This window comes from Rhizobium sp. BK538 (assembly GCF_014197575.1).
Lineage (GTDB): Bacteria > Pseudomonadota > Alphaproteobacteria > Rhizobiales > Rhizobiaceae > Rhizobium.
Window position 1 is genome coordinate 62716 of sequence record NZ_JACIFT010000004.1, and the last position, 17265, is coordinate 79980.

19 protein-coding genes and 1 pseudogene are annotated in these 17265 nt (G+C 58.9%); 13 read left to right on the plus strand and 7 right to left on the minus strand.

What is annotated here, in order from left to right; all coding sequences use genetic code 11:
- Positions 1-60 precede the first annotated feature (60 nt).
- Positions 61-819 carry an SDR family oxidoreductase gene (locus tag FHX09_RS05955; protein ID WP_184449481.1) on the minus strand — a complete coding sequence of 253 codons (759 nt, stop codon included), beginning with the start codon at positions 817-819 and terminating at the stop codon, positions 61-63.
- A 107-nt stretch (positions 820-926) separates the two neighbouring features.
- Positions 927-1337 carry a cupin domain-containing protein gene (locus FHX09_RS05960; protein ID WP_132589028.1) on the minus strand — a complete coding sequence of 137 codons (411 nt, stop codon included), beginning with the start codon at positions 1335-1337 and terminating at the stop codon, positions 927-929.
- Positions 1338-1916: 579 nt separating this feature from the next.
- Here FHX09_RS05960 and FHX09_RS05965 point away from each other — a divergent pair.
- Entirely contained in the window at positions 1917-2714 is a 798-nt protein-coding gene (locus FHX09_RS05965) for a creatininase family protein (RefSeq protein WP_132589027.1), read from the plus strand.
- Positions 2715-2717: 3 nt separating this feature from the next.
- Here the strand turns inward: FHX09_RS05965 and FHX09_RS05970 are convergent, their stop codons facing one another.
- Positions 2718-3668 carry a LysR family transcriptional regulator gene (locus tag FHX09_RS05970; protein ID WP_184449483.1) on the minus strand — a complete coding sequence of 317 codons (951 nt, stop codon included), beginning with the start codon at positions 3666-3668 and terminating at the stop codon, positions 2718-2720.
- A 185-nt stretch (positions 3669-3853) separates the two neighbouring features.
- Between FHX09_RS05970 and FHX09_RS05975 the strand changes: the two genes are divergently transcribed.
- From FHX09_RS05975 to FHX09_RS06000, 6 genes are all read left to right on the plus strand, one after another.
- Complete coding sequence (locus FHX09_RS05975) at positions 3854-4864, plus strand: ABC transporter substrate-binding protein (RefSeq protein ID WP_132589025.1); 1011 nt, start codon at positions 3854-3856, stop codon at positions 4862-4864.
- A gap of 65 nt (positions 4865-4929) precedes the next feature.
- A complete protein-coding gene (locus FHX09_RS05980; RefSeq protein ID WP_132589024.1) occupies positions 4930-5760 on the plus strand; it encodes an ABC transporter ATP-binding protein in 831 nt (276 codons plus the stop codon).
- A complete protein-coding gene (locus FHX09_RS05985) occupies positions 5757-6602 on the plus strand; it encodes an ABC transporter permease (RefSeq protein WP_132589023.1) in 846 nt (281 codons plus the stop codon). The genes FHX09_RS05980 and FHX09_RS05985 overlap by 4 nt, the downstream gene beginning before the upstream one ends.
- On the plus strand, positions 6602-7915 hold the full coding sequence (locus tag FHX09_RS05990; protein ID WP_184449485.1) for a cytosine deaminase: 1314 nt from the start codon (positions 6602-6604) through the stop codon (positions 7913-7915). The genes FHX09_RS05985 and FHX09_RS05990 overlap by 1 nt, the downstream gene beginning before the upstream one ends.
- A 1-nt stretch (position 7916) precedes the next feature.
- Positions 7917-9326, plus strand: coding sequence for an FAD-binding oxidoreductase (locus FHX09_RS05995; RefSeq protein WP_132589021.1), 1410 nt, complete (start codon positions 7917-7919; stop codon positions 9324-9326).
- Positions 9323-9904 (plus strand): NAD(P)H-dependent oxidoreductase, encoded by a 582-nt coding sequence (locus FHX09_RS06000; RefSeq protein WP_007788723.1) that lies wholly within the window; start codon positions 9323-9325, stop codon positions 9902-9904. The genes FHX09_RS05995 and FHX09_RS06000 overlap by 4 nt, the downstream gene beginning before the upstream one ends.
- A gap of 18 nt (positions 9905-9922) precedes the next feature.
- Here the strand turns inward: FHX09_RS06000 and FHX09_RS06005 are convergent, their stop codons facing one another.
- The 4 genes and pseudogenes from FHX09_RS06005 to FHX09_RS29660 form a co-directional block, all read right to left on the minus strand.
- A complete protein-coding gene (locus tag FHX09_RS06005; protein ID WP_132589020.1) occupies positions 9923-10312 on the minus strand; it encodes a RidA family protein in 390 nt (129 codons plus the stop codon).
- Positions 10313-10431: 119 nt separating this feature from the next.
- Positions 10432-10794, minus strand: a complete 363-nt coding sequence (locus FHX09_RS06010; RefSeq protein WP_132589019.1) for a type II toxin-antitoxin system PemK/MazF family toxin — start codon at positions 10792-10794, stop codon at positions 10432-10434.
- Positions 10794-11057: a PbsX family transcriptional regulator gene (locus tag FHX09_RS06015; RefSeq protein WP_132589018.1), complete on the minus strand. Its 264-nt coding sequence runs from the start codon at positions 11055-11057 to the stop codon at positions 10794-10796. The genes FHX09_RS06010 and FHX09_RS06015 overlap by 1 nt, the downstream gene beginning before the upstream one ends.
- 91 nt (positions 11058-11148) lie before the next feature.
- A pseudogene (locus tag FHX09_RS29660) lies at positions 11149-11340 on the minus strand (GntR family transcriptional regulator); the annotation flags it as partial.
- A gap of 261 nt (positions 11341-11601) precedes the next feature.
- Here FHX09_RS29660 and FHX09_RS06025 point away from each other — a divergent pair.
- The 6 genes from FHX09_RS06025 (at position 11602) to FHX09_RS06050 (ending at position 17257) form a co-directional block, all read left to right on the plus strand.
- Positions 11602-12927 (plus strand): ABC transporter substrate-binding protein, encoded by a 1326-nt coding sequence (locus tag FHX09_RS06025; protein WP_132589017.1) that lies wholly within the window; start codon positions 11602-11604, stop codon positions 12925-12927.
- 101 nt (positions 12928-13028) lie between these two features.
- Complete coding sequence (locus FHX09_RS06030; protein ID WP_184449615.1) at positions 13029-13997, plus strand: sugar ABC transporter permease; 969 nt, start codon at positions 13029-13031, stop codon at positions 13995-13997.
- Positions 13994-14947: a carbohydrate ABC transporter permease gene (locus FHX09_RS06035; protein ID WP_132589015.1), complete on the plus strand. Its 954-nt coding sequence runs from the start codon at positions 13994-13996 to the stop codon at positions 14945-14947. The genes FHX09_RS06030 and FHX09_RS06035 overlap by 4 nt, the downstream gene beginning before the upstream one ends.
- A complete protein-coding gene (locus tag FHX09_RS06040) occupies positions 14944-15156 on the plus strand; it encodes a hypothetical protein (RefSeq protein WP_132589014.1) in 213 nt (70 codons plus the stop codon). Before FHX09_RS06035 ends, FHX09_RS06040 begins: the two co-directional genes overlap by 4 nt.
- A 3-nt stretch (positions 15157-15159) precedes the next feature.
- Complete coding sequence (locus tag FHX09_RS06045; protein ID WP_132589013.1) at positions 15160-16257, plus strand: ABC transporter ATP-binding protein; 1098 nt, start codon at positions 15160-15162, stop codon at positions 16255-16257.
- The gene (locus FHX09_RS06050; protein WP_132589012.1) at positions 16250-17257 is read left to right on the plus strand and encodes an ABC transporter ATP-binding protein; all 1008 of its coding nucleotides are present in this window, start codon (positions 16250-16252) and stop codon (positions 17255-17257) included. Before FHX09_RS06045 ends, FHX09_RS06050 begins: the two co-directional genes overlap by 8 nt.
- The last annotated feature ends 8 nt before the right edge of the window (positions 17258-17265 follow it).

Genomic DNA, 17265 nt, shown 5'->3' on the forward strand with positions numbered 1-17265 from the left:
CGCAATCCCCCGCTTTCAAAAAGCTGGCTTGGCGGCCGAATGCCGCCAAGCCGAGTCAGATCAGGCAGCGGCCTGTGGGCGCTGTGCAAACCAGGTCTTGAAGTCCAGCTTGCCAAGCTTGGCGGATCCGAGAGGAACCAAGGACTGGTCATCGACAAGCGCGCCGAAGTACCTGGCCTGTGGGTCGACCACGACCGTTCGCTCATCACCGACAGCGGCGAGGTAGCCCTTGACGAAATCGCTCATCGGCTTCTTCTCGGGCCCTGCGATTTCGATGGTTCGGTTCTCGGGCGTACCGGCTGCCGCCTCAGCGACAAAGTCTGCAACATCGTCCGCAGCGATTGGCTGGAACGCGCCATGCGATACGTGGACCGTCCCATCGACAGTCGCGCTATCGGCGATGCCCCCCAAGAACTCCAGGAACTGGGCGGACCGGACGATCGTGTAAGGGATGCCGCCCTTCTTGATAAGGTCTTCCTGAGCGACCTTGGCCCGGAAGTAACCGTTCTCAGGTGATCTCTCGATGCCAACGATAGAAAGCGCAACATGGTGGCGAACTTGGGCCGCGCGTTCCGCCTTGAGCAGGTTCGTGGTCGACGTTTGGAAGAACGAAAGAACGGCGCTCGGCTCAAATGACGGCGAGTTTGTGACGTCGAGTACGACGCTTGCACCAGCAAGTACGCCCTCGAGTCCTTCGCCCGTGAGCGTGTTGACCCCGGTTGAAGGGGATGACTGCGCTACATCGTGCCCCTGCTTGCGCAGACGCTCCGCAACTTTCGTTCCAATGAGGCCCGTGCCTCCGATGATCACGATTCTCATGGTTCTACCCCTTGAGATTGGATATCCACCTAGGACATCTCAGGTTTTGCGGTTGAGGCAGTGGCAAAAGGCACCTGCCTTCGCCTCTGCCACCCCACGGCAACTGCTTACTTGTCTGGAATCGTCAGCTTCGTCTCGTCCGTATCGACGACGAAGACGGCAAGGATCTTTGCAGGTTTAGCTTCGCTGGCATTCGCGCTGACGCGATGGTGATCACCGGGTACTTCGATCCAGTTTTCGCCAGTGTTGTAGACCTTGACCTCGCCATCGTTGATCTGGCTCTTGATCATGCCTTCGATCACGGTCGCGTAGATAAAGGCACTTTTGGCGTGCGTGTGGGACGGATTGGAGCCTCCCGGACCATATTCGACCAGCACAACGCGCATGCTTTTTCCCGGCACGTTCGGAAGCGCATGGTCGAACACGACAGAAACCTTGGCATTGTGGGGTTTATCCGCAGCTGCGGCAGGCACAGCCATCAGCGCTGCACAAAGTAAGCCACTTGCGAGCCTTCCCATGGCATTCCTCCTTCTGTGACGTCATTGACTGCGACCGGAGCGGATCGCCTGCGTCGGGCATTGGGTGCAATGGATGTACGAAGGTTTGCCGGACCGACTGCATCGGTCTGCGGTTCAAGATGTGCCCAACACCGTTCCGGCGAGTTTCGACAAGATGCGGCTAATCACCACTCCCTGGGGCTCTTCGAAGACTGCTGCCACCTGCACCAGTTCCCCTTTCGCAGAGGTCATCTAGCGCCCGATTGAATTACATGAGCGCATACATATAAACAAAAATAAGGTGGTCAATGCCACCCTCATTTCAGAAGCATCAGGAAGACACGGTATGAACGTAAATCGGTTGGTCCAGCCTGCCGCCCACGCGCCGCTCCTGGCGCTACGGGACCATCATCGTTGCCGGTCCATATGCTCGATCACCACACACGTTGGCGAAGACCCTAAAATCTGTTGATCCGCCCTGAGCTCCTGGACTTCTGCTATATCGCAAAAAGGCAGCGGCGCGCACGCAAATTGATGCTTTTCGCATGTCGCATAATTCCCTAGTCCCTGAGGAAACCTCAACGAAGGGAACGCACGGCAATGGCGACGCCATTCTATTGGAACGAGCTCAACACCCATGACTTTGCCGGGCTTTCGGCCGACACGACCATCGCCATTTTGCCGATCGCCTCGACCGAACAGCACGGGCCTCACCTACCGATCGCGACCGACGTTTCGATCGCCAACGGCATGCTGGGCGAGCTTCGCCGTCAACGGCCCGATGACCTCGATATCCTGGTGCTGCCGACACAGGAAGTCGGTAAGGCAAACGAGCATATTTATGGACCGGGCACGCTTTCGTTGCCTGCCGAACTGCTGATCCCGGTTTGGACGGCAATAGGCGCCAAGGTTGCCGAAGCCGGGATCCGCAAGATGGTGATCGTCAATTCGCACGGCGGCAATGTTGACATCATGAGCATTGTTGCACGCGAGTTACGCGTGCGCCACCAGATGGCCGTCGTGTCGACCCAATGGGGCCGTTTTGGACATCCGCACGGCATGATCAGCGATCACGAATCCCGATATGGCATCCACGGCGGAGAGGTCGAAACATCCTTGATGCTGCATTTCAGGCCGGATCTCGTCCGCATGGACAAGGCAGAGAACTTCGTGTCCAAGGCCGAATGGATGCGCGAGCAGTCGAAGTTCATCCAGCCGCTTCCGCCGCACTCGCTGGCCTGGATCGCACATGACCTCAATCCCGCCGGCGTCGTGGGCGACGCGTCGCGTGGCACGGCCGAGAAAGGGGCGGCGATCTGCCGCCATCAGGTGCTGGGCTTCATCGAACTCCTGAATGATCTGAAGCGCTATCCGCTCACAAATCTCTTCTCACGCTAGATCTCAGGCGGCCGACGACCTGTCTGGAGAAATGTGTCCCTTGGACTGCAACTCCTGAACAAGACCGGCAAGCTCGGCCAACAGATATTCGACAAACAGGCTGGTCGCCGCATCGAGCGGCGCGCGAGCGCGGGCAAAGAGTTTCATCGGCTGATGTCGACCATGAGGCTCGGCAATCGGCCGGAAAACAAGTTCGCCGGCGCGGCATTCGGTGATGACGTCGAGCGGATTGAGCAGGGTCAGCCCCGCGCCGCATTTGACGAGCTTCTTCAGCATCTCCGACGCATTGCTCTCCAGTACCGGCTCGACGGAGACATCAAGCCGCGCAAGCGCAAGGTTGATGACATCCCGAAGACTGGTGCCCGGCTGCGCGAGAACCAGTCGTTCCTGGACGATGTCGCCCAGGCTGATCGGCCCCTGACCGATGAGGCGATGTCCGGGCGGCAGCACGACACCGATCGGGATGTCGAAGTTGCCGAGCGTCCGGATCCCCGGTGTTGGCGCAATATTGAAGCCGAGGCCGATATCGACATCACCTGAGAGCACGGGATTGATCGTCGTCGTGCCTGCATCGTTCCTGATCTGAAAATAGACGCGCGGATGCTCCAATTGGAACCGTGCGATGATCTCCGCAAGCGGCCCTGAGGCAAGACCGACGGTCGTCACCAATCGGACCTTGCCGGCCTGCTGCATCTTCAGGCTTTTGATCCGCCCCTCCAGCCGGTCGTAGTTTTTCAGAACCTCTCGAATATGTTCGATGCATAGTTCGCCTGCCGCCGTCAGTCGCAGTCCCCGCGGCAATCGTTCAAACAGTGGTGCGCCGATTTCCGCCTCGAGAGCCAGAATCTGCCTATTGATTGCAGATGACGCGACGTTCAAGCGCGCCGCGGCCTTGCGGATCGAGCCCGTGCGGGCGATCTCGTTGATGTAGAGCAGCTTCCTGGAATGCAGCATCCGACCCCTCGTTGCATCAATTTTAAGCGCCACGCACAAATTAGGCACAGGCCCGCGATGAGATGCCAAAAAGGCATCGTTGCGCACGAATTTTGATGCTTTTCAAACAGCAAAGCAATCGCTCAAATGAAGAAAATCGGACGCCGAAGAGCCGTCCGAACGGCTCACGAAGGGGAACGCCGATCATGTCCAAGACTTTGAATAACATCGCATTTACCGCAGCATTTGGACTTGGATGCATGCTCGCAGCTCCAAGTTTGGCGCTCGACAAGGTCAGCTACGGCACCAATTGGCTTGCGCAGGCCGAGCATGGCGGCTTTTATCAGGCAGTGGCCGATGGCACTTATGCCAAGCACGGGCTGGATGTCACCATCGTACAGGGTGGCCCGAACGCGGCAAACAGCGCATTGCTGATCTCCGGCAAGATCGACTTTTACATGGGCGGCCCGCAGGGCGAACTCTCGGCCGTCGAACAGGGCATTCCGCTCGTCGACGTCGCAGCGATCTTCCAGAAGGATCCGCAGGTTTTGATCGCTCATCCGGACGCCGGCATCGAGAAATTCGAAGACCTTGCCAAGCTGAAGACGCTGTTTCTCGGCAAGGACGGCTATCTGACCTACTTCGAGTGGATGAAGGCGAACTACAAGGGCTTCAAGGACGAGCAATACAAGCCATACAATTTCAACCCCGGCCCATTCCTCGCCGACAAGGAATCCGGCCAGCAGGGTTACCTCACCTCCGAACCTTATGAAATTCAGAAGCAGACCGGCTGGGAGCCGAAAGTATTCTTGCTCGCCGACAGCGGCTATTCCCCCTACTCGACGATGATCACCACGACGCAGTCGATGGTCGACAGCAAATCGGATGTCGTGCAGCGCTTTGTCGATGCTTCGATCGAGGGCTGGTACAACTACCTCTACGGCGACAACACCAAGGCAAACGCGCTGATCAAGAAGGACAATCCGGAAATGACGGATGGCCAGATCGCCTATTCGATCGCCAAGATGAAGGAGTACGGCATCGTCGAATCCGGTGAAGCCCTCGACAAGGGGATCGGCTGCATCACCGATGCGCACTACAAGAAGTTCTTCGCCGAGATGGTCGGCATCAAGGTTCTCAAGGCCGAGACGGACTACACCAAGGCATACACCACGAAATACGTCTGCAAGGGTGTCGGCATGGCTCTGAAGAAGTAAGGGACGCCGCATTGGTTTGCCGCTCCCGGCGGCAAAGCCGGACCCCTCATGAAAAGAGACAGGCGATGCCTCTAGAAGCCTCAGCAAAGATCCCGGTGAACAAGGACGCGCGCAGGAGACCGCTTGTCTCGATGCAATCGGTCTCAAAGGTCTTCTCCAGCGGCACGGTTGCCTTGTCGGGCATGTCATTGACGGTCGAAGGCGGCGAATTCATCAGCCTGCTCGGACCTTCCGGGTGCGGCAAATCGACGGCACTGCGCATTATCGCAGGCCTTGGCGACATCTCTTCCGGGACCATCGACTGGCCAAGTTCCCGCATCAACGCAAAAGGTCTGCCGGAAGGCGATATCAGCTTCGTCTTTCAAGAACCGACGCTGATGCCGTGGAAGAATGTGTTCGGCAATGTCCATCTTCCGCTGAAACTTCGCGGTATCTCGAAGGCTGCAGCGCGCGAAGAGATCATGAAGGCCCTGACGACGGTCGGTCTGCAGGACTTTGCCGAAGCCTATCCGCGCGAGCTCTCCGGCGGCATGAAGATGCGCGTATCCATCGCGCGTGCATTGGTCACCAAGCCGAAGCTGTTGCTGATGGACGAGCCGTTTGCGGCCCTCGACGAGATCACGCGCCAGAAACTGAACGACGACGTGCTGCGCCTGTGGAAGGAGACGGGCATCACGGTGATTTTCGTCACCCACTCGGTGTTCGAGTCCGCCTATCTCTCGAACCGCATCGTTGTCATGAAGGCGCGGCCGGGACGGGTCCATGCCGATCTGCCGCTTGTCACCAGCCTTAAGCGGGACGCCTATTACCGGACGTCCGAGGAGTATCGCCAGGCTTGCGAGACCGTGTCGCGCTCGCTGATCGGGGCCATCAATGCCGCAAAGGAGAATGGATGAGCACGGATATTGCCGATCAGCCGGCGCCATCATTGTCAACTCCGATGACGGCAAAGCGGCGCGAACTTGCGCTGCGGATTGTGGTGCCGTTCGTAACCGTCGCAGTCCTCGTCCTCGTCTGGGGGCTGTACGTCAAGCTTTCCGGCGTGGCACCTTACATTCTTCCTGGCCCAGGCGCGGTGGCCTCCGCCTTCGTCAGCGACTGGGCAACGCTTGCGCCCGCGCTCTGGGTAACAACGAAAATCACCTTCATGTCACTGATGCTGGCGCTCGTCGGCGGGGTCGGCTTTGCCATCTTCCTCGTGCAGTCACGGTGGATCGAGATCGCCTTTTACCCGCTGGCCGTCATCCTGCAGGTCACGCCCATTGTCGCGATCTCGCCGCTGATCCTGATCTATGCACCGTCGACACAGGTGGCGCTGCTCATCTGCGCCTTTCTCGTCGCCTTCTTCCCGATCCTTTCCAACATGGTGCAGGGCCTGAAGAGCGTGGATCATAATCTGATCAACCTGTTCGAGCTCTATGGTGCCTCCCGCTGGCAGACGCTGCTCTACCTCAAGCTGCCGGCGGCACAGCCCTATTTCATGACGGGTCTGCGCATCGGTGGAGGTCTGGCGCTGATTGCCGCCGTCGTTGCCGAGTTTGCTGCGGGTTCGGCCGGTGCCGGCTCCGGCCTTGCCTTCCGCCTTCTGGAAGCACAGTACCGCATGAACATCCCCCGTCTCTTCGCCGCCCTGCTGATGCTCTCGCTGCTTGGAGTGGCGATCTTCGCGGTCACCTCCTTCATCTCCTGGCTCAGCCTGCATCGCTGGCATGAGAGCAGCCTCAAGCGGGAAAACTGATGACATACTCCTTCATGTCGCCTCCGAACGCCGGTCGCTTCGTGCTGAGCAATGCGACGCTGCCCGCCGCTGCCGTCGAAGGCTTTGATGCGCCAGCCAATGAAGGCCTTGTGCGAGCCGATATCGTCATCGAAAACGGTCTTGTTTCGATGATCCTGCCGGCCGGCAGTGCGCCACCGGAATTCGCAAAATCCGACTTGCGTGAGGGGATGGTCTGGCCATGCTTTGCCGATGTCCACACGCACCTCGACAAGGGGCATATCTGGGGACGCAGCAGCAATCCGGATGGAACATTCATGGGTGCGCTGCAGGCGGTCGGTGCCGATCGCGAGGCGCATTGGTCGGCTGATGATGTGCGCAAACGAATGGAATTCTCACTTCGGTCTGCCTACGCGCACGGCACGAGCCTGATCCGCACGCACCTGGATTCGGCCTCCCCTCAGCATCGCGTGTCCTTCGACGTCTTTTCCGAGATGCGGGAATCCTGGAAGGACAAGATCACACTGCAGGCTGTCGCCCTCTTTGCGATGGACGATATGCTGGACGAGGCCTACTTCGCCGATCTCGTCGCGGTCGTGCGCAATTCCGGCAGCCTGATCGGCGGCGTCACCAAGATGGGGCCGAACCTCGCGTGGCAGCTTGATACGCTCCTTCATGCGGCCGCGCAGAACGGCCTCGACGTCGATCTTCATGTCGACGAGACGGATGACCCCGGTGCGGAGACCTTGAAGGCGATCGCCGAGGCCGTTTTGCGGAACCGGTTCGCCGGCAAGGTGACGGCCGGCCACTGCTGCTCGCTTGCAAGACAAGACGATGGGATCGCTAAGCGCACCGTAGAGCTGGTCGCCAAAGCCGGCATCTCGATCATCTCGCTGCCGATGTGCAATGCCTACCTGCAGGATCGCTATCCCAACCGCACGCCCCGCTGGCGGGGCGTGACGCTGTTCAAGGAGCTGGCAGCTGCCGGTGTCGCCACGGCAGTCGCATCCGACAATACGCGTGATCCGTTCTACGCCTATGGCGACCTCGATGCGGTCGAGGTGTTCCGCGAAGCCGTGCGCATTCTTCACCTCGACCATCCGCTCGATACGGCCGCACGCGTCGTAACCACCTCGCCCGCCGACATTGTCGGACACTCTGATATGGGCCGCATCGGTGCCGGCAGGCCTGCCGATCTCGTCCTCTTCAGTGCCCGTCGCTGGAGCGAATTTCTTTCCCGTCCGCAGTCTGACCGCGTTGTGCTTCGCCGCGGCAAGGTCATCGACCGCAGCCTGCCGGATTACCGTGAACTCGATAGCGTCGTTGGAGCCTGACATGCCGGATTATCAAAGGATCAAAAAGGAACTCGAAGGCATCGCCGTCGAGGACAATCCGGCGCTGGTGCGCCAGAAGAGCCGCGATTTCTACTGGTACTCGCCGATCCTGAAGGCGCAGCTCGATGGCGTTACCGCCGATCTTGTCGTGACACCCAAGAACGAAGCCGAGGTGATCCAGACCCTCAAAGTCGCCTTCGCGCATGGTGTTCCGGTAACGCCACGGGGCGCCGGCACCGGCAATTACGGTCAGGCCATGCCGCTCTCCGGTGGGATCGTGCTCAACCTTGCCGCCATGGACAAGATCAAGGAGATCCATCCTGGCCGGGTGATCTGCGAGCCCGGCATTGTAATTGCCCAACTCGACAAGCAGACCAAGGCCCATTCAGGCCAGGAACTTCGCTTTCATCCCTCGACAGCGCAGACGGCAACGATCGGCGGTTTCATTGCCGGCGGTTCGGGCGGCGTCGGGTCGATCACCTGGGGTGGACTTCGCGATATCGGCAACATCATCCGGCTGCGCGTCGTCACCATGGAGAAAGAGCCGCGGGTGCTCGATCTCACCGGTTGGGATCTGCAGAAGGTCAGCCACGCCTACGGCACCAACGGCATCATCACGGAAATCGAGATGCCGCTTGCACCAGCATACGATTGGGTCGACGTGCTGGTCGGCTACGACGACTTCATGGCGGCAGTGCGCTACTCGGATGCTCTTGCAAAATGCAACGGCATTCTCGTCAAGGAAATCGCACCGATCGCGGCACCGATTCCACACGATTACTTTGCCCGTCATAAATCCTACATTCGCCAGGGCCAGTCGGTTGTGGTGCTGATGGTCGCCCCGCACTCGATGGATGCGTTTAACGCCTTTACCGCGGCCCAGAAGGGCGAGATCATTTTCCGTTCCGACAAGGTCGAGAGCATGAAGGGCATTCCACATGCCTATGAACTCGCGTGGAACCATACGACGCTGCGAGCGCTGAAGGTCGATCCGGCCTTTACCTACTTGCAGGTCCAATACCCCGGGCCGGACCATGTGGCGAAGGTTGCCAAGATGGTCGAAATCTTCGGCGACGAGGTGCCCGGCCATCTCGAATTCATCAAGTTCGACGGTCAGATCCAGTGCTCCGGTCTCCCCTTGGTGCGCTACACGACCGAGGAGCGGCTGGAGGAGATCATCAAGATCCATCAGGACCATGGTTGCCCGATCTTCAACCCGCATCGCTACACGCTGGAGGAAGGCGGCATGAAGCAGACGGACAAGGTTCAGCTTGCCTTCAAGCATGAGACGGATCCGCAGGGGCTGCTCAATCCCGGCAAGATGATCGCCTGGGAGAATCCGAACTTCGACTTCTCATCGGGCGAGAACTACCTGTTCCCTGGACTTGCCGCCGTGATGGAGGCCACATGAGAGTTCTCATCCTTCATTCGCATCCGGTGGAGTCAAGCTATGGCAACGCGCTCTACCAGCAAACGTTGGAAAGCTTGAAGACGGCAGGACACGAGGTCGATGACTGCAATCTCTACGCGGAGAACTTCGACCCCGTGCTCTCCCGCCGTGACAGAATGGTTTACCACGACTACCCCCAGAATACGGAGCTGGTGAAGGATCATGTCGATCGGCTGAAGCTAGCGCAGGGGCTGGTGATCGTCACACCGGTCTGGAACTTCGGCTTCCCCGCAATCCTGAAGGGCTATTTCGATCGCGTCTGGCTACCTGGCGTTTCCTTCGAACTCGTCAACGGCAAGGTGGAATCGCGACTGCGCCATATCCGCAAGCTCGGTGCAGTGCTGACCTATGGCGCAACGCCTTTCCGGGCTTTTGTTGCCGGCGATCCCCCAAAGAAGATCGTCAAGCGCGTGCTGCGTGCGCAGATCAATCCAATGAGACCGGTGACCTTTCTGGCGCATTACGACATGAACAACTGCACCGATCAGACGCGGGCGGCTTTTCTCAGCAAAGTGAAGACCGCGATGGAGCGGTTCTGATACGACAACCCACTCCGATCAAACGACCTTGGCTGCCGTTACCTCGACTTCGACCAGAAACTCCGGCCGCGTAAACCCGCCGACGATGATGAGCGTCGAAACCGGTTTGGGGTCAAGCGTATAGCGATCGCGCACCGCCATATAGGCCGGGAAGTCTTCCCTCCTTGTGACGAAGCCAGAGATGCGTATGACGTCCGCGAAGGTCATGCCCGCCTCTTTCAGGATCGCATCGATCGCCTCGAAACAAAGCTCGGCCTGAGCGGTCGCATCATCGGGGATCGTATCATCAACGCCGATCCCGAGTTGACCTGAGGTGACGAGAAGCGACGCGCCTGGGGGCACGAGCAGGCCATGATTATAGTTCCCGAAGGGCTTGCGGACCGATGGCGGATTGAATGCGTTTTTCATAAAAAATCCATGCGAAACAAAATGTTGCAATCCCGGAACGGATAGGAATCAATCCTTGTTGCAGAATGTACCAAATGCCACCGGATCACAGCGCGTCCTTCGAACCGTCGATGACACGGTTAAGCGGGATCAATTATGCTGACCACTCTGGCAACGATCTCGTCGGTCGTGGGCGCGTCCAGCGTGTCAACAAGCCGAGCGGTTTTAAGTCTCACACGCTCCATGATGTCGAGTGCTCTCACTTGATTGCAAAGAGCGACCCCGGTCGTCTTGTGACCTGAGATATTGACAGCCAGCCCAGCTTTGCGAGTGAACGCACCTCCCGTGGTAATAGGGACGGTGAGGCACATTCCAACGACGTTAATTTCACGAGGGCTGATCACGACGACGCATCGATGATCATCCTTCATTTCGTTCCCTACGACTGGATTTAGATCGACGAGAAAGACGTCACCACGCTTCGGAACGTTGCTACGAACCATCAGAACACTTCGTTACCGACAGGCGAGCTAGCATTCCAGGAGGCAGCCTTCTTGTTCAGCGCAGCCATTTCGTCTGCCCCTTCAAGCAGCTCGGCCAACGTATATCTCTTCTTCGTCTTAGTCGGCGTTGCAACAAGAGCCCCATTATTAACGACCAAGGTCAACTCCGCGCCAACTTCAACTCCGAGCATTTTCAATAGCGCGGGAGGAATGCTAAATACAGTCGCGCCGCCCTGGCGGCGAATCTTTGCTGTGTTGGTCATCTAGGCACCTCTCGTTTGTGCTACATAAATAGCACATTCGTTGAGCTGGACAAGGGGCTGGGGTGGAGTTTCTCGCCACGACGTTTTTGGTTGATGCAAAAACGATACCGGCATCGCTAACGATCGCAACGTGGGAATACGCGGCCTGGCTAGCTGCCGCACCATCCCCCCGCATGATCGCCATTACGATGTCGTTGTGCTCGTCAGTCGTTGTGTTCATCATAGGATCGGGCAAGGCGCCCGGCAAGCTGAATTGCGCGCAACGCAACGGCACCAATCGTGCAGGGTCTGCGTCGGCTCACGGTCAACCGCGCCATGGCGCCGACTTCGCGCAGCGCTTCCCGGATCGGTGTCCAGGAGACTTCGAAGTCTGTCCTGTACTGATGTGCAGCGCAGCAACGATTGTCACTTGCAATGTTTATAAAAATAGCTATTACTAAACATATTGCTAAACATGAGAGTTGAGGAGTTCATGTAGGCATTCTCTGAAATGGGTGGACTTGCGCGGCCGGCGGGGAGCCGGCCTTGGTTCTGGGAGGAACGTATGCAAACGAAATCGAAAGCCCTTCTCGGGCTGGCCTCGGCATTCATCATGTCGTCAGCGCTGCCCAATCTCGCAAAAGCCGACCAACTGACACTCTGCTGGGCGGCTTGGGACCCGGCGAACGCACTTGTCGAGCTCTCGAAAGATTTCACCGCCAAGACCGGTACGGACATGAAGTTCGAGTTCGTGCCCTGGACGAGCTACGCGGATCGCTTCCTCAACGAACTGAACTCCCACGGAAAACTCTGCGACCTCATCATCGGCGACAGCCAGTGGATCGGCGGCTCGGCTGAGAACGGCCACTACGTCAAGCTCAACGACTTCTTCGACAAGGAAGGCATCAAGATGGATGACTTCGTGCCAGCGACGGTCGTGGGCTATTCCGAATGGCCGAAGAATACGCCGAACTACTGGGCGCTGCCTGCGATGGGCGACGTCGTCGGCTGGACCTACCGCAAGGACTGGTTCGAGCGGCCGGAGTTGCAAAAGGAATTCAAGGAAAAATATGGCCGGGATCTCGCCGCGCCGAAGACCTACGACGAACTGAAGCAGATCGCCGAGTTCTTCCAGAAGCGGGAAATCGATGGCAAGACCGTCTACGGCGCTTCGATCTACACCGAGCGCGGCTCCGAAGGCATCACGATGGGCGTGACGAACGTGCTCTACGACTGGGGTTTTCTGTACGACAACCCGGACAAACCCTATGAAATGGAAGGCTTCGTCAATTCGCCCGATGCGGTGAAAGGTCTGGAATTCTACAAGGCGCTTTATGATTGCTGCACGCCGCCTGGCAGCTCCAACGTCTACATGGTTGAGTCAGCCGACGCCTTCAAATCCGGCCAGGTCGCCATGCAGATGAACTTCGCCTTCACTTGGCCGGGCCTCTACAAGGACGAGAAGGTCGGCGGCGACAAGATCGGCTTCTTCCCAAACCCCGCTGAAAAGAAACACTTCGCTCAGCTCGGCGGACAGGGCATCTCGGTCGTCTCCTACTCCGACAAGAAGGACGCCGCCCTTCAGTACATCAAGTGGTTCGCCCAGCCTGAAGTCCAGGCCAAATGGTGGCAACTTGGCGGCTACTCCTGCCTGAAATCGGTCGTGAACGCCCCGGACTTCGCGTCCAGCCAGCCCTATGCTCAGGCGTTCTTGGACTCCATGGCAATCGTCAAGGATTTCTGGGCAGAGCCGAGCTACGCAACCCTCCTCCAGGACATGCAGAAGCGCGTTCATAACTATGTGGTGGCCGGCAACGGCACGGCTCAAGACGCGCTTGATGGCCTGGTGAAGGATTGGACCGAGGTCTTCAAGGACGACGGCAAGATCTAGTGTCCGGCTGGACGTACAACATTCTTGCCAGAATGGCGGCCCGGATCGCCAAGACTGCCGGGCCGCCACCTGTCTCACATACGAAAAGACCAGGTGACATGTTGAACATTTCCTCTTCCTCCATCGTCGAGAAGGCAGCAGACGCGACTGCAAGGGCGACGCCAACATCGGTCGTTCACCGTGTCCGCGGACTATCCGATCGAGCCATCGCCTGGGTGTTTATCGCCCCCACCATCGTCCTGCTTCTCGCCATCAACATCTTCCCGCTCATCTGGGCGATTTATCTCTCGTTCACGAACTACCGGGCCAACCGTCCAAATGCGCCGGTCCAGAACGTCGGACTGAGCAATTACGAGCGCGTCCTCACCGACCCCGATATCTGGCAGGCCATGCAGACGACGGCACACTTCGTGTTCTGGACAATTCTGCTTCAAACGGTGATCGGCTTTACGCTCGCTTATCTTATCGACCGCAAGTTTCGCAGCCACGCGTTCTGGACGACGCTGATCCTGATCCCGATGATGCTGTCTCCGGCCGTCGTCGGCAACTTCTGGCGCTTTCTCTATGAGCCGCAGATCGGTCTTTTCGCCTACGCCGTTTCCCTCGTCACCGGCATCCCGACGGCCGACATCCAGATGCTCGGCAGCGTCTCACTGGCGCCCTGGGCGATCATCATCGTCGATACCTGGATGTGGACGCCGTATGTCATGCTGATCTGCCTGGCAGGTTTGCGCTCGATCCCTGACTATATCTATGAGGCGGCAGAGGTCGACCGCGCCTCCGCATGGCGGCAATTCTGGTCGATCACCGTGCCGATGGCCCTGCCCTTCATCATGCTCGCCGTGCTGTTTCGCGGCATCGAGAATTTCAAGATGTTCGACATGGTCACACTATTGACGGGTGGCGGCCCAGGCTCGACCACTGAGGTCGCCTCCATCACCTTGAAGCGGGCCGCCTTTGAGAGCTGGGCAACGGGCCGTGCGTCGGCCTTCGCCATCATCCTCTTCGTGGCCGTGTTCGGTCTTGCGAATATTTACGTCAAAGCGCTCAACAAGGTGAAGCAAAGATGAGCTCGGTTACCTCAGCCCATTCGGTCGTTGAACCGAGCCTGGCCAGCAAGCGCATCGCCGGCGCCATCGTGATCCTCTACGCCCTGATCACGATGATCCCGCTCGTCTGGATTTTCCTGACCAGCATCAAATCTCCGCCGGACTCCATCAGCTATCCTCCGAAGATCGTCTTCACGCCGACGCTGGAAGGCTATTGCAACCTTCTGACGACGAGAACACGCCAGACGCCGGAATACATCGCCTCCCTGCCCGCACCGACCGGTACCTGCGATGAGGTGACCCGTAAGCGAAATATGGTGATCGCCGGCTCCTCGAATTTCCTGCCGCGTTTTGCCAATTCTCTGGTGATTGCCTTCGGCTCGACGTTTCTGGCCGTATCGTTGGGGACGCTGGCCGCCTACGGTTTCTCCCGTTTCAGGGTGCCGCTTGCCGACGACCTTCTGTTCTTCATCCTGTCGACGCGCATGATGCCGCCCATTGCCGTCGCAATCCCGATCTATCTCATGTACCGCGAGCTTGGCCTTTCCGACACAGCGCTTGGCATGATCCTGCTTTACACGGCGGTCAACGTTTCGCTCGCCGTCTGGTTGCTCAAAGGCTTCATCGACGAGATCCCGCGCGAATACGAGGAAGCCGCAATGATCGACGGCTACACCCGGCTGCAGGCCTTCTGGAAAGTTGTCCTGCCGCAGGCAACCACCGGCATCGCCGCCACCGCGATTTTCTGCCTCATCTTTGCCTGGAACGAGTATGCCTTCGCAGCACTGCTGACCTCGGGCGAAGCCCAGACGGCGCCGCCGTTTATCCCGACCATCATCGGCGAAGGCGGTCAGGATTGGCCCGCTGTCGCTGCGGGAACAACGATCTTCCTGATCCCGATCCTCGTCTTTACCATTCTCCTGCGCAAGCAGCTCTTGCGTGGCATCACCTTCGGAGCGGTCCGCAAATGACCCATCTTACCGACACCCCGCGCCCATTGCGCCCGAAGCGCCCCTTCTTCCTGCGCCGCGGGCCGATGGAGAACATTGCGACCGCGTTGATCGCCATCGGCTTCCTGATGCTCTTCCAGCCATTCCTGCTGGTGCTTTACACCTACTCGCTGGTGACGTTGCTCGCGGGCACGGCCATGTTCATCATCGTCTCGAAGTTTCCGGAGTGAGCCATGGCAGACATCAGGATCGAAAACCTCCGCAAGCAGTTCGGCAGCTTCGTCGCCGTCGAGGATTCAAGCTTCATCATTCATGACGGCGAGTTCCTGGCGCTGCTCGGACCGTCCGGCTGCGGCAAGACGACGACACTTCGCATGATTGCCGGACTTGAACTGCCGACCAGCGGCAAGATTTATCTTGACGGCGAAGACGTCACCTTCAATCGCGCCAGTGCCCGCGACATAGCCTTCGTGTTCCAGCTTTTTGCGCTCTATCCGCATATGAACGTGCGCAAGAACATCGGCTTTCCCCTGCTCTCGCAAGGCATGCGGAAGGCTGAGATCCGCAAGCGTGTCGAGGAAACCGCGCGGTTGCTGCAGATCGATCATATCCTTGAGCGATCCGTCTCCGGACTTGCCGGCGGTGACCGCCAGCGCGTGGCTCTCGGGCGCGCGATCGTGCGCCGCCCGAAATGCTTCCTGATGGACGAGCCGCTTGGCACGCTCGACGCGGAATTCCGCGAAGTCATGGTTCACGAACTGCGCGAACTGCATAACCGCATCCATGCGACGACGGTTTACGTGACGCATGATCAGCACGAGGCGATGGCAATGGCCGACAAGATCGCAGTCATGAACCATGGTGTCATCGAGCAATTCGGCACGCCACAGGAAATCTACAGCAAGCCAGCCACCATGTATGTCGCGGATTTCATAGGCTCGCCGCCGATGAATTTCATGCGCTTCACCTCCGGCCTTCAGACCGGCGCGCAATCGGTCTCACTTCACGGCGTCGACGTCACCGTTCCTGAAGTGCACCAGGACCTGGCCGAAGCCGAATTGGCGCTCGGCGTCAGGCCCGAACATATTCGCTTCAGCGATACCTCTCCTTTGCGCGGCGCAGTCTACGGCAGCGAATATCTCGGGACCAATCAGGTTGTGGCAATCGAGACGTCGAGCGGCGTCATCAAGGCCCGCGTTCCGGCAAACCGCAATTTCCGCATCGGCGAGACGGTTGGTCTTGAGTTCAACCCGGCCAAGCTCGCACTGTTCGACTGCACGTCAGGCCGCGCCATCGCTTCGGCACTCTACTCGGAGGCACGGCATGGCTGACGTCGTTCTCAAAGGCCTCAACAAGCGCTTCGGTGAGACACCGGCCCTCGCTGATCTCAACCTCTCCATCCGCGACGGCGAGTTCGTCGTCCTGCTTGGGCCGACCGGTGCTGGCAAGACGACGACGCTGCGCCTCATTGCCGGCCTGGAGCGCCCCGACAGCGGCCGCATCGAGATCGGCGGCCGCAACGTCGCAGGCGAAGCTCCGGCCGACAGGGACGTCGCATTCGTCTTCCAGCAATATTCGCTCTATCCGCATATGACGGTTTACGACAACCTTGCCTTTCCGCTGCGCGCGCCGGTGCGCAAGCTCGCAAGCGAAGAGATCGACCGCCGCGTGCGGGAAATTGCCCGCATGGTCAGGATCGACCACAAGCTGGAGAACCGTTCGACGCGTCTGTCGGGCGGCGAAATGCAGCGCGTTGCGATCGGCCGGGCGCTCGTGCGCCAACCCGCCATCTATCTGATGGACGAACCGCTCTCATCACTCGATGCGAAACTGCGCGCGGAACTTCGCCTGGAACTGAAGCGCATCCAGAAGGAGCTCGGTTCGACCCTGCTCTATGTAACCCACGACCAGGTCGAAGCCATGACCATGGCGGATCGGATCGGCATCGTTGCGGAAGGAAGGCTCTTGCAGGTCGGAACGCCCCGCGAAATCTACGGCAATCCCGCCAGTCTTCATGTCGCTGCGCGGCTTGGCCAGCCGCACATCAACCTCTTGCCAACTGATCTTCTTCCTGGCGCCAATCCGCCACCGGGAACGAAGACGATCGGCGCGCGAACCGAGCATCTCGATATCATCATCGATCAGAACGCCAATGCGAAGATCGACTGGATCGAACACCTGGGCGACCAGAACCATCTTCACATTAAGGTCCGCGACCACAAGCTCGTCACACTTGCCGATCCATATCTCGCGATCCGGCCGGGGGATCGGGTGAGCCTGACGCTACGCGATCCGCTCTATTTCGACGCCAGCGGCCAGCGCCTTGGATAAGCAACCGA

Bases quoted from the DNA above. Each gene is read 5' to 3' on its own strand.
- FHX09_RS05955 (WP_184449481.1), bottom strand. From the start codon at position 819: ATGAGAATCGTGATCATCGGAGGCACGGGCCTCATTGGAACGAAAGTT.
- FHX09_RS05960 (WP_132589028.1), bottom strand. From the start codon at position 1,337: ATGGGAAGGCTCGCAAGTGGCTTACTTTGTGCAGCGCTGATGGCTGTG.
- FHX09_RS05965 (WP_132589027.1), top strand. From the start codon at position 1,917: ATGGCGACGCCATTCTATTGGAACGAGCTCAACACCCATGACTTTGCC.
- FHX09_RS05970 (WP_184449483.1), bottom strand. From the start codon at position 3,668: ATGCTGCATTCCAGGAAGCTGCTCTACATCAACGAGATCGCCCGCACG.
- FHX09_RS05975 (WP_132589025.1), top strand. From the start codon at position 3,854: ATGTCCAAGACTTTGAATAACATCGCATTTACCGCAGCATTTGGACTT.
- FHX09_RS05980 (WP_132589024.1), top strand. From the start codon at position 4,930: ATGCCTCTAGAAGCCTCAGCAAAGATCCCGGTGAACAAGGACGCGCGC.
- FHX09_RS05985 (WP_132589023.1), top strand. From the start codon at position 5,757: ATGAGCACGGATATTGCCGATCAGCCGGCGCCATCATTGTCAACTCCG.
- FHX09_RS05990 (WP_184449485.1), top strand. From the start codon at position 6,602: ATGACATACTCCTTCATGTCGCCTCCGAACGCCGGTCGCTTCGTGCTG.
- FHX09_RS05995 (WP_132589021.1), top strand. From the start codon at position 7,917: ATGCCGGATTATCAAAGGATCAAAAAGGAACTCGAAGGCATCGCCGTC.
- FHX09_RS06000 (WP_007788723.1), top strand. From the start codon at position 9,323: ATGAGAGTTCTCATCCTTCATTCGCATCCGGTGGAGTCAAGCTATGGC.
- FHX09_RS06005 (WP_132589020.1), bottom strand. From the start codon at position 10,312: ATGAAAAACGCATTCAATCCGCCATCGGTCCGCAAGCCCTTCGGGAAC.
- FHX09_RS06010 (WP_132589019.1), bottom strand. From the start codon at position 10,794: ATGGTTCGTAGCAACGTTCCGAAGCGTGGTGACGTCTTTCTCGTCGAT.
- FHX09_RS06015 (WP_132589018.1), bottom strand. From the start codon at position 11,057: ATGACCAACACAGCAAAGATTCGCCGCCAGGGCGGCGCGACTGTATTT.
- FHX09_RS06025 (WP_132589017.1), top strand. From the start codon at position 11,602: ATGCAAACGAAATCGAAAGCCCTTCTCGGGCTGGCCTCGGCATTCATC.
- FHX09_RS06035 (WP_132589015.1), top strand. From the start codon at position 13,994: ATGAGCTCGGTTACCTCAGCCCATTCGGTCGTTGAACCGAGCCTGGCC.
- FHX09_RS06040 (WP_132589014.1), top strand. From the start codon at position 14,944: ATGACCCATCTTACCGACACCCCGCGCCCATTGCGCCCGAAGCGCCCC.
- FHX09_RS06045 (WP_132589013.1), top strand. From the start codon at position 15,160: ATGGCAGACATCAGGATCGAAAACCTCCGCAAGCAGTTCGGCAGCTTC.
- FHX09_RS06050 (WP_132589012.1), top strand. From the start codon at position 16,250: ATGGCTGACGTCGTTCTCAAAGGCCTCAACAAGCGCTTCGGTGAGACA.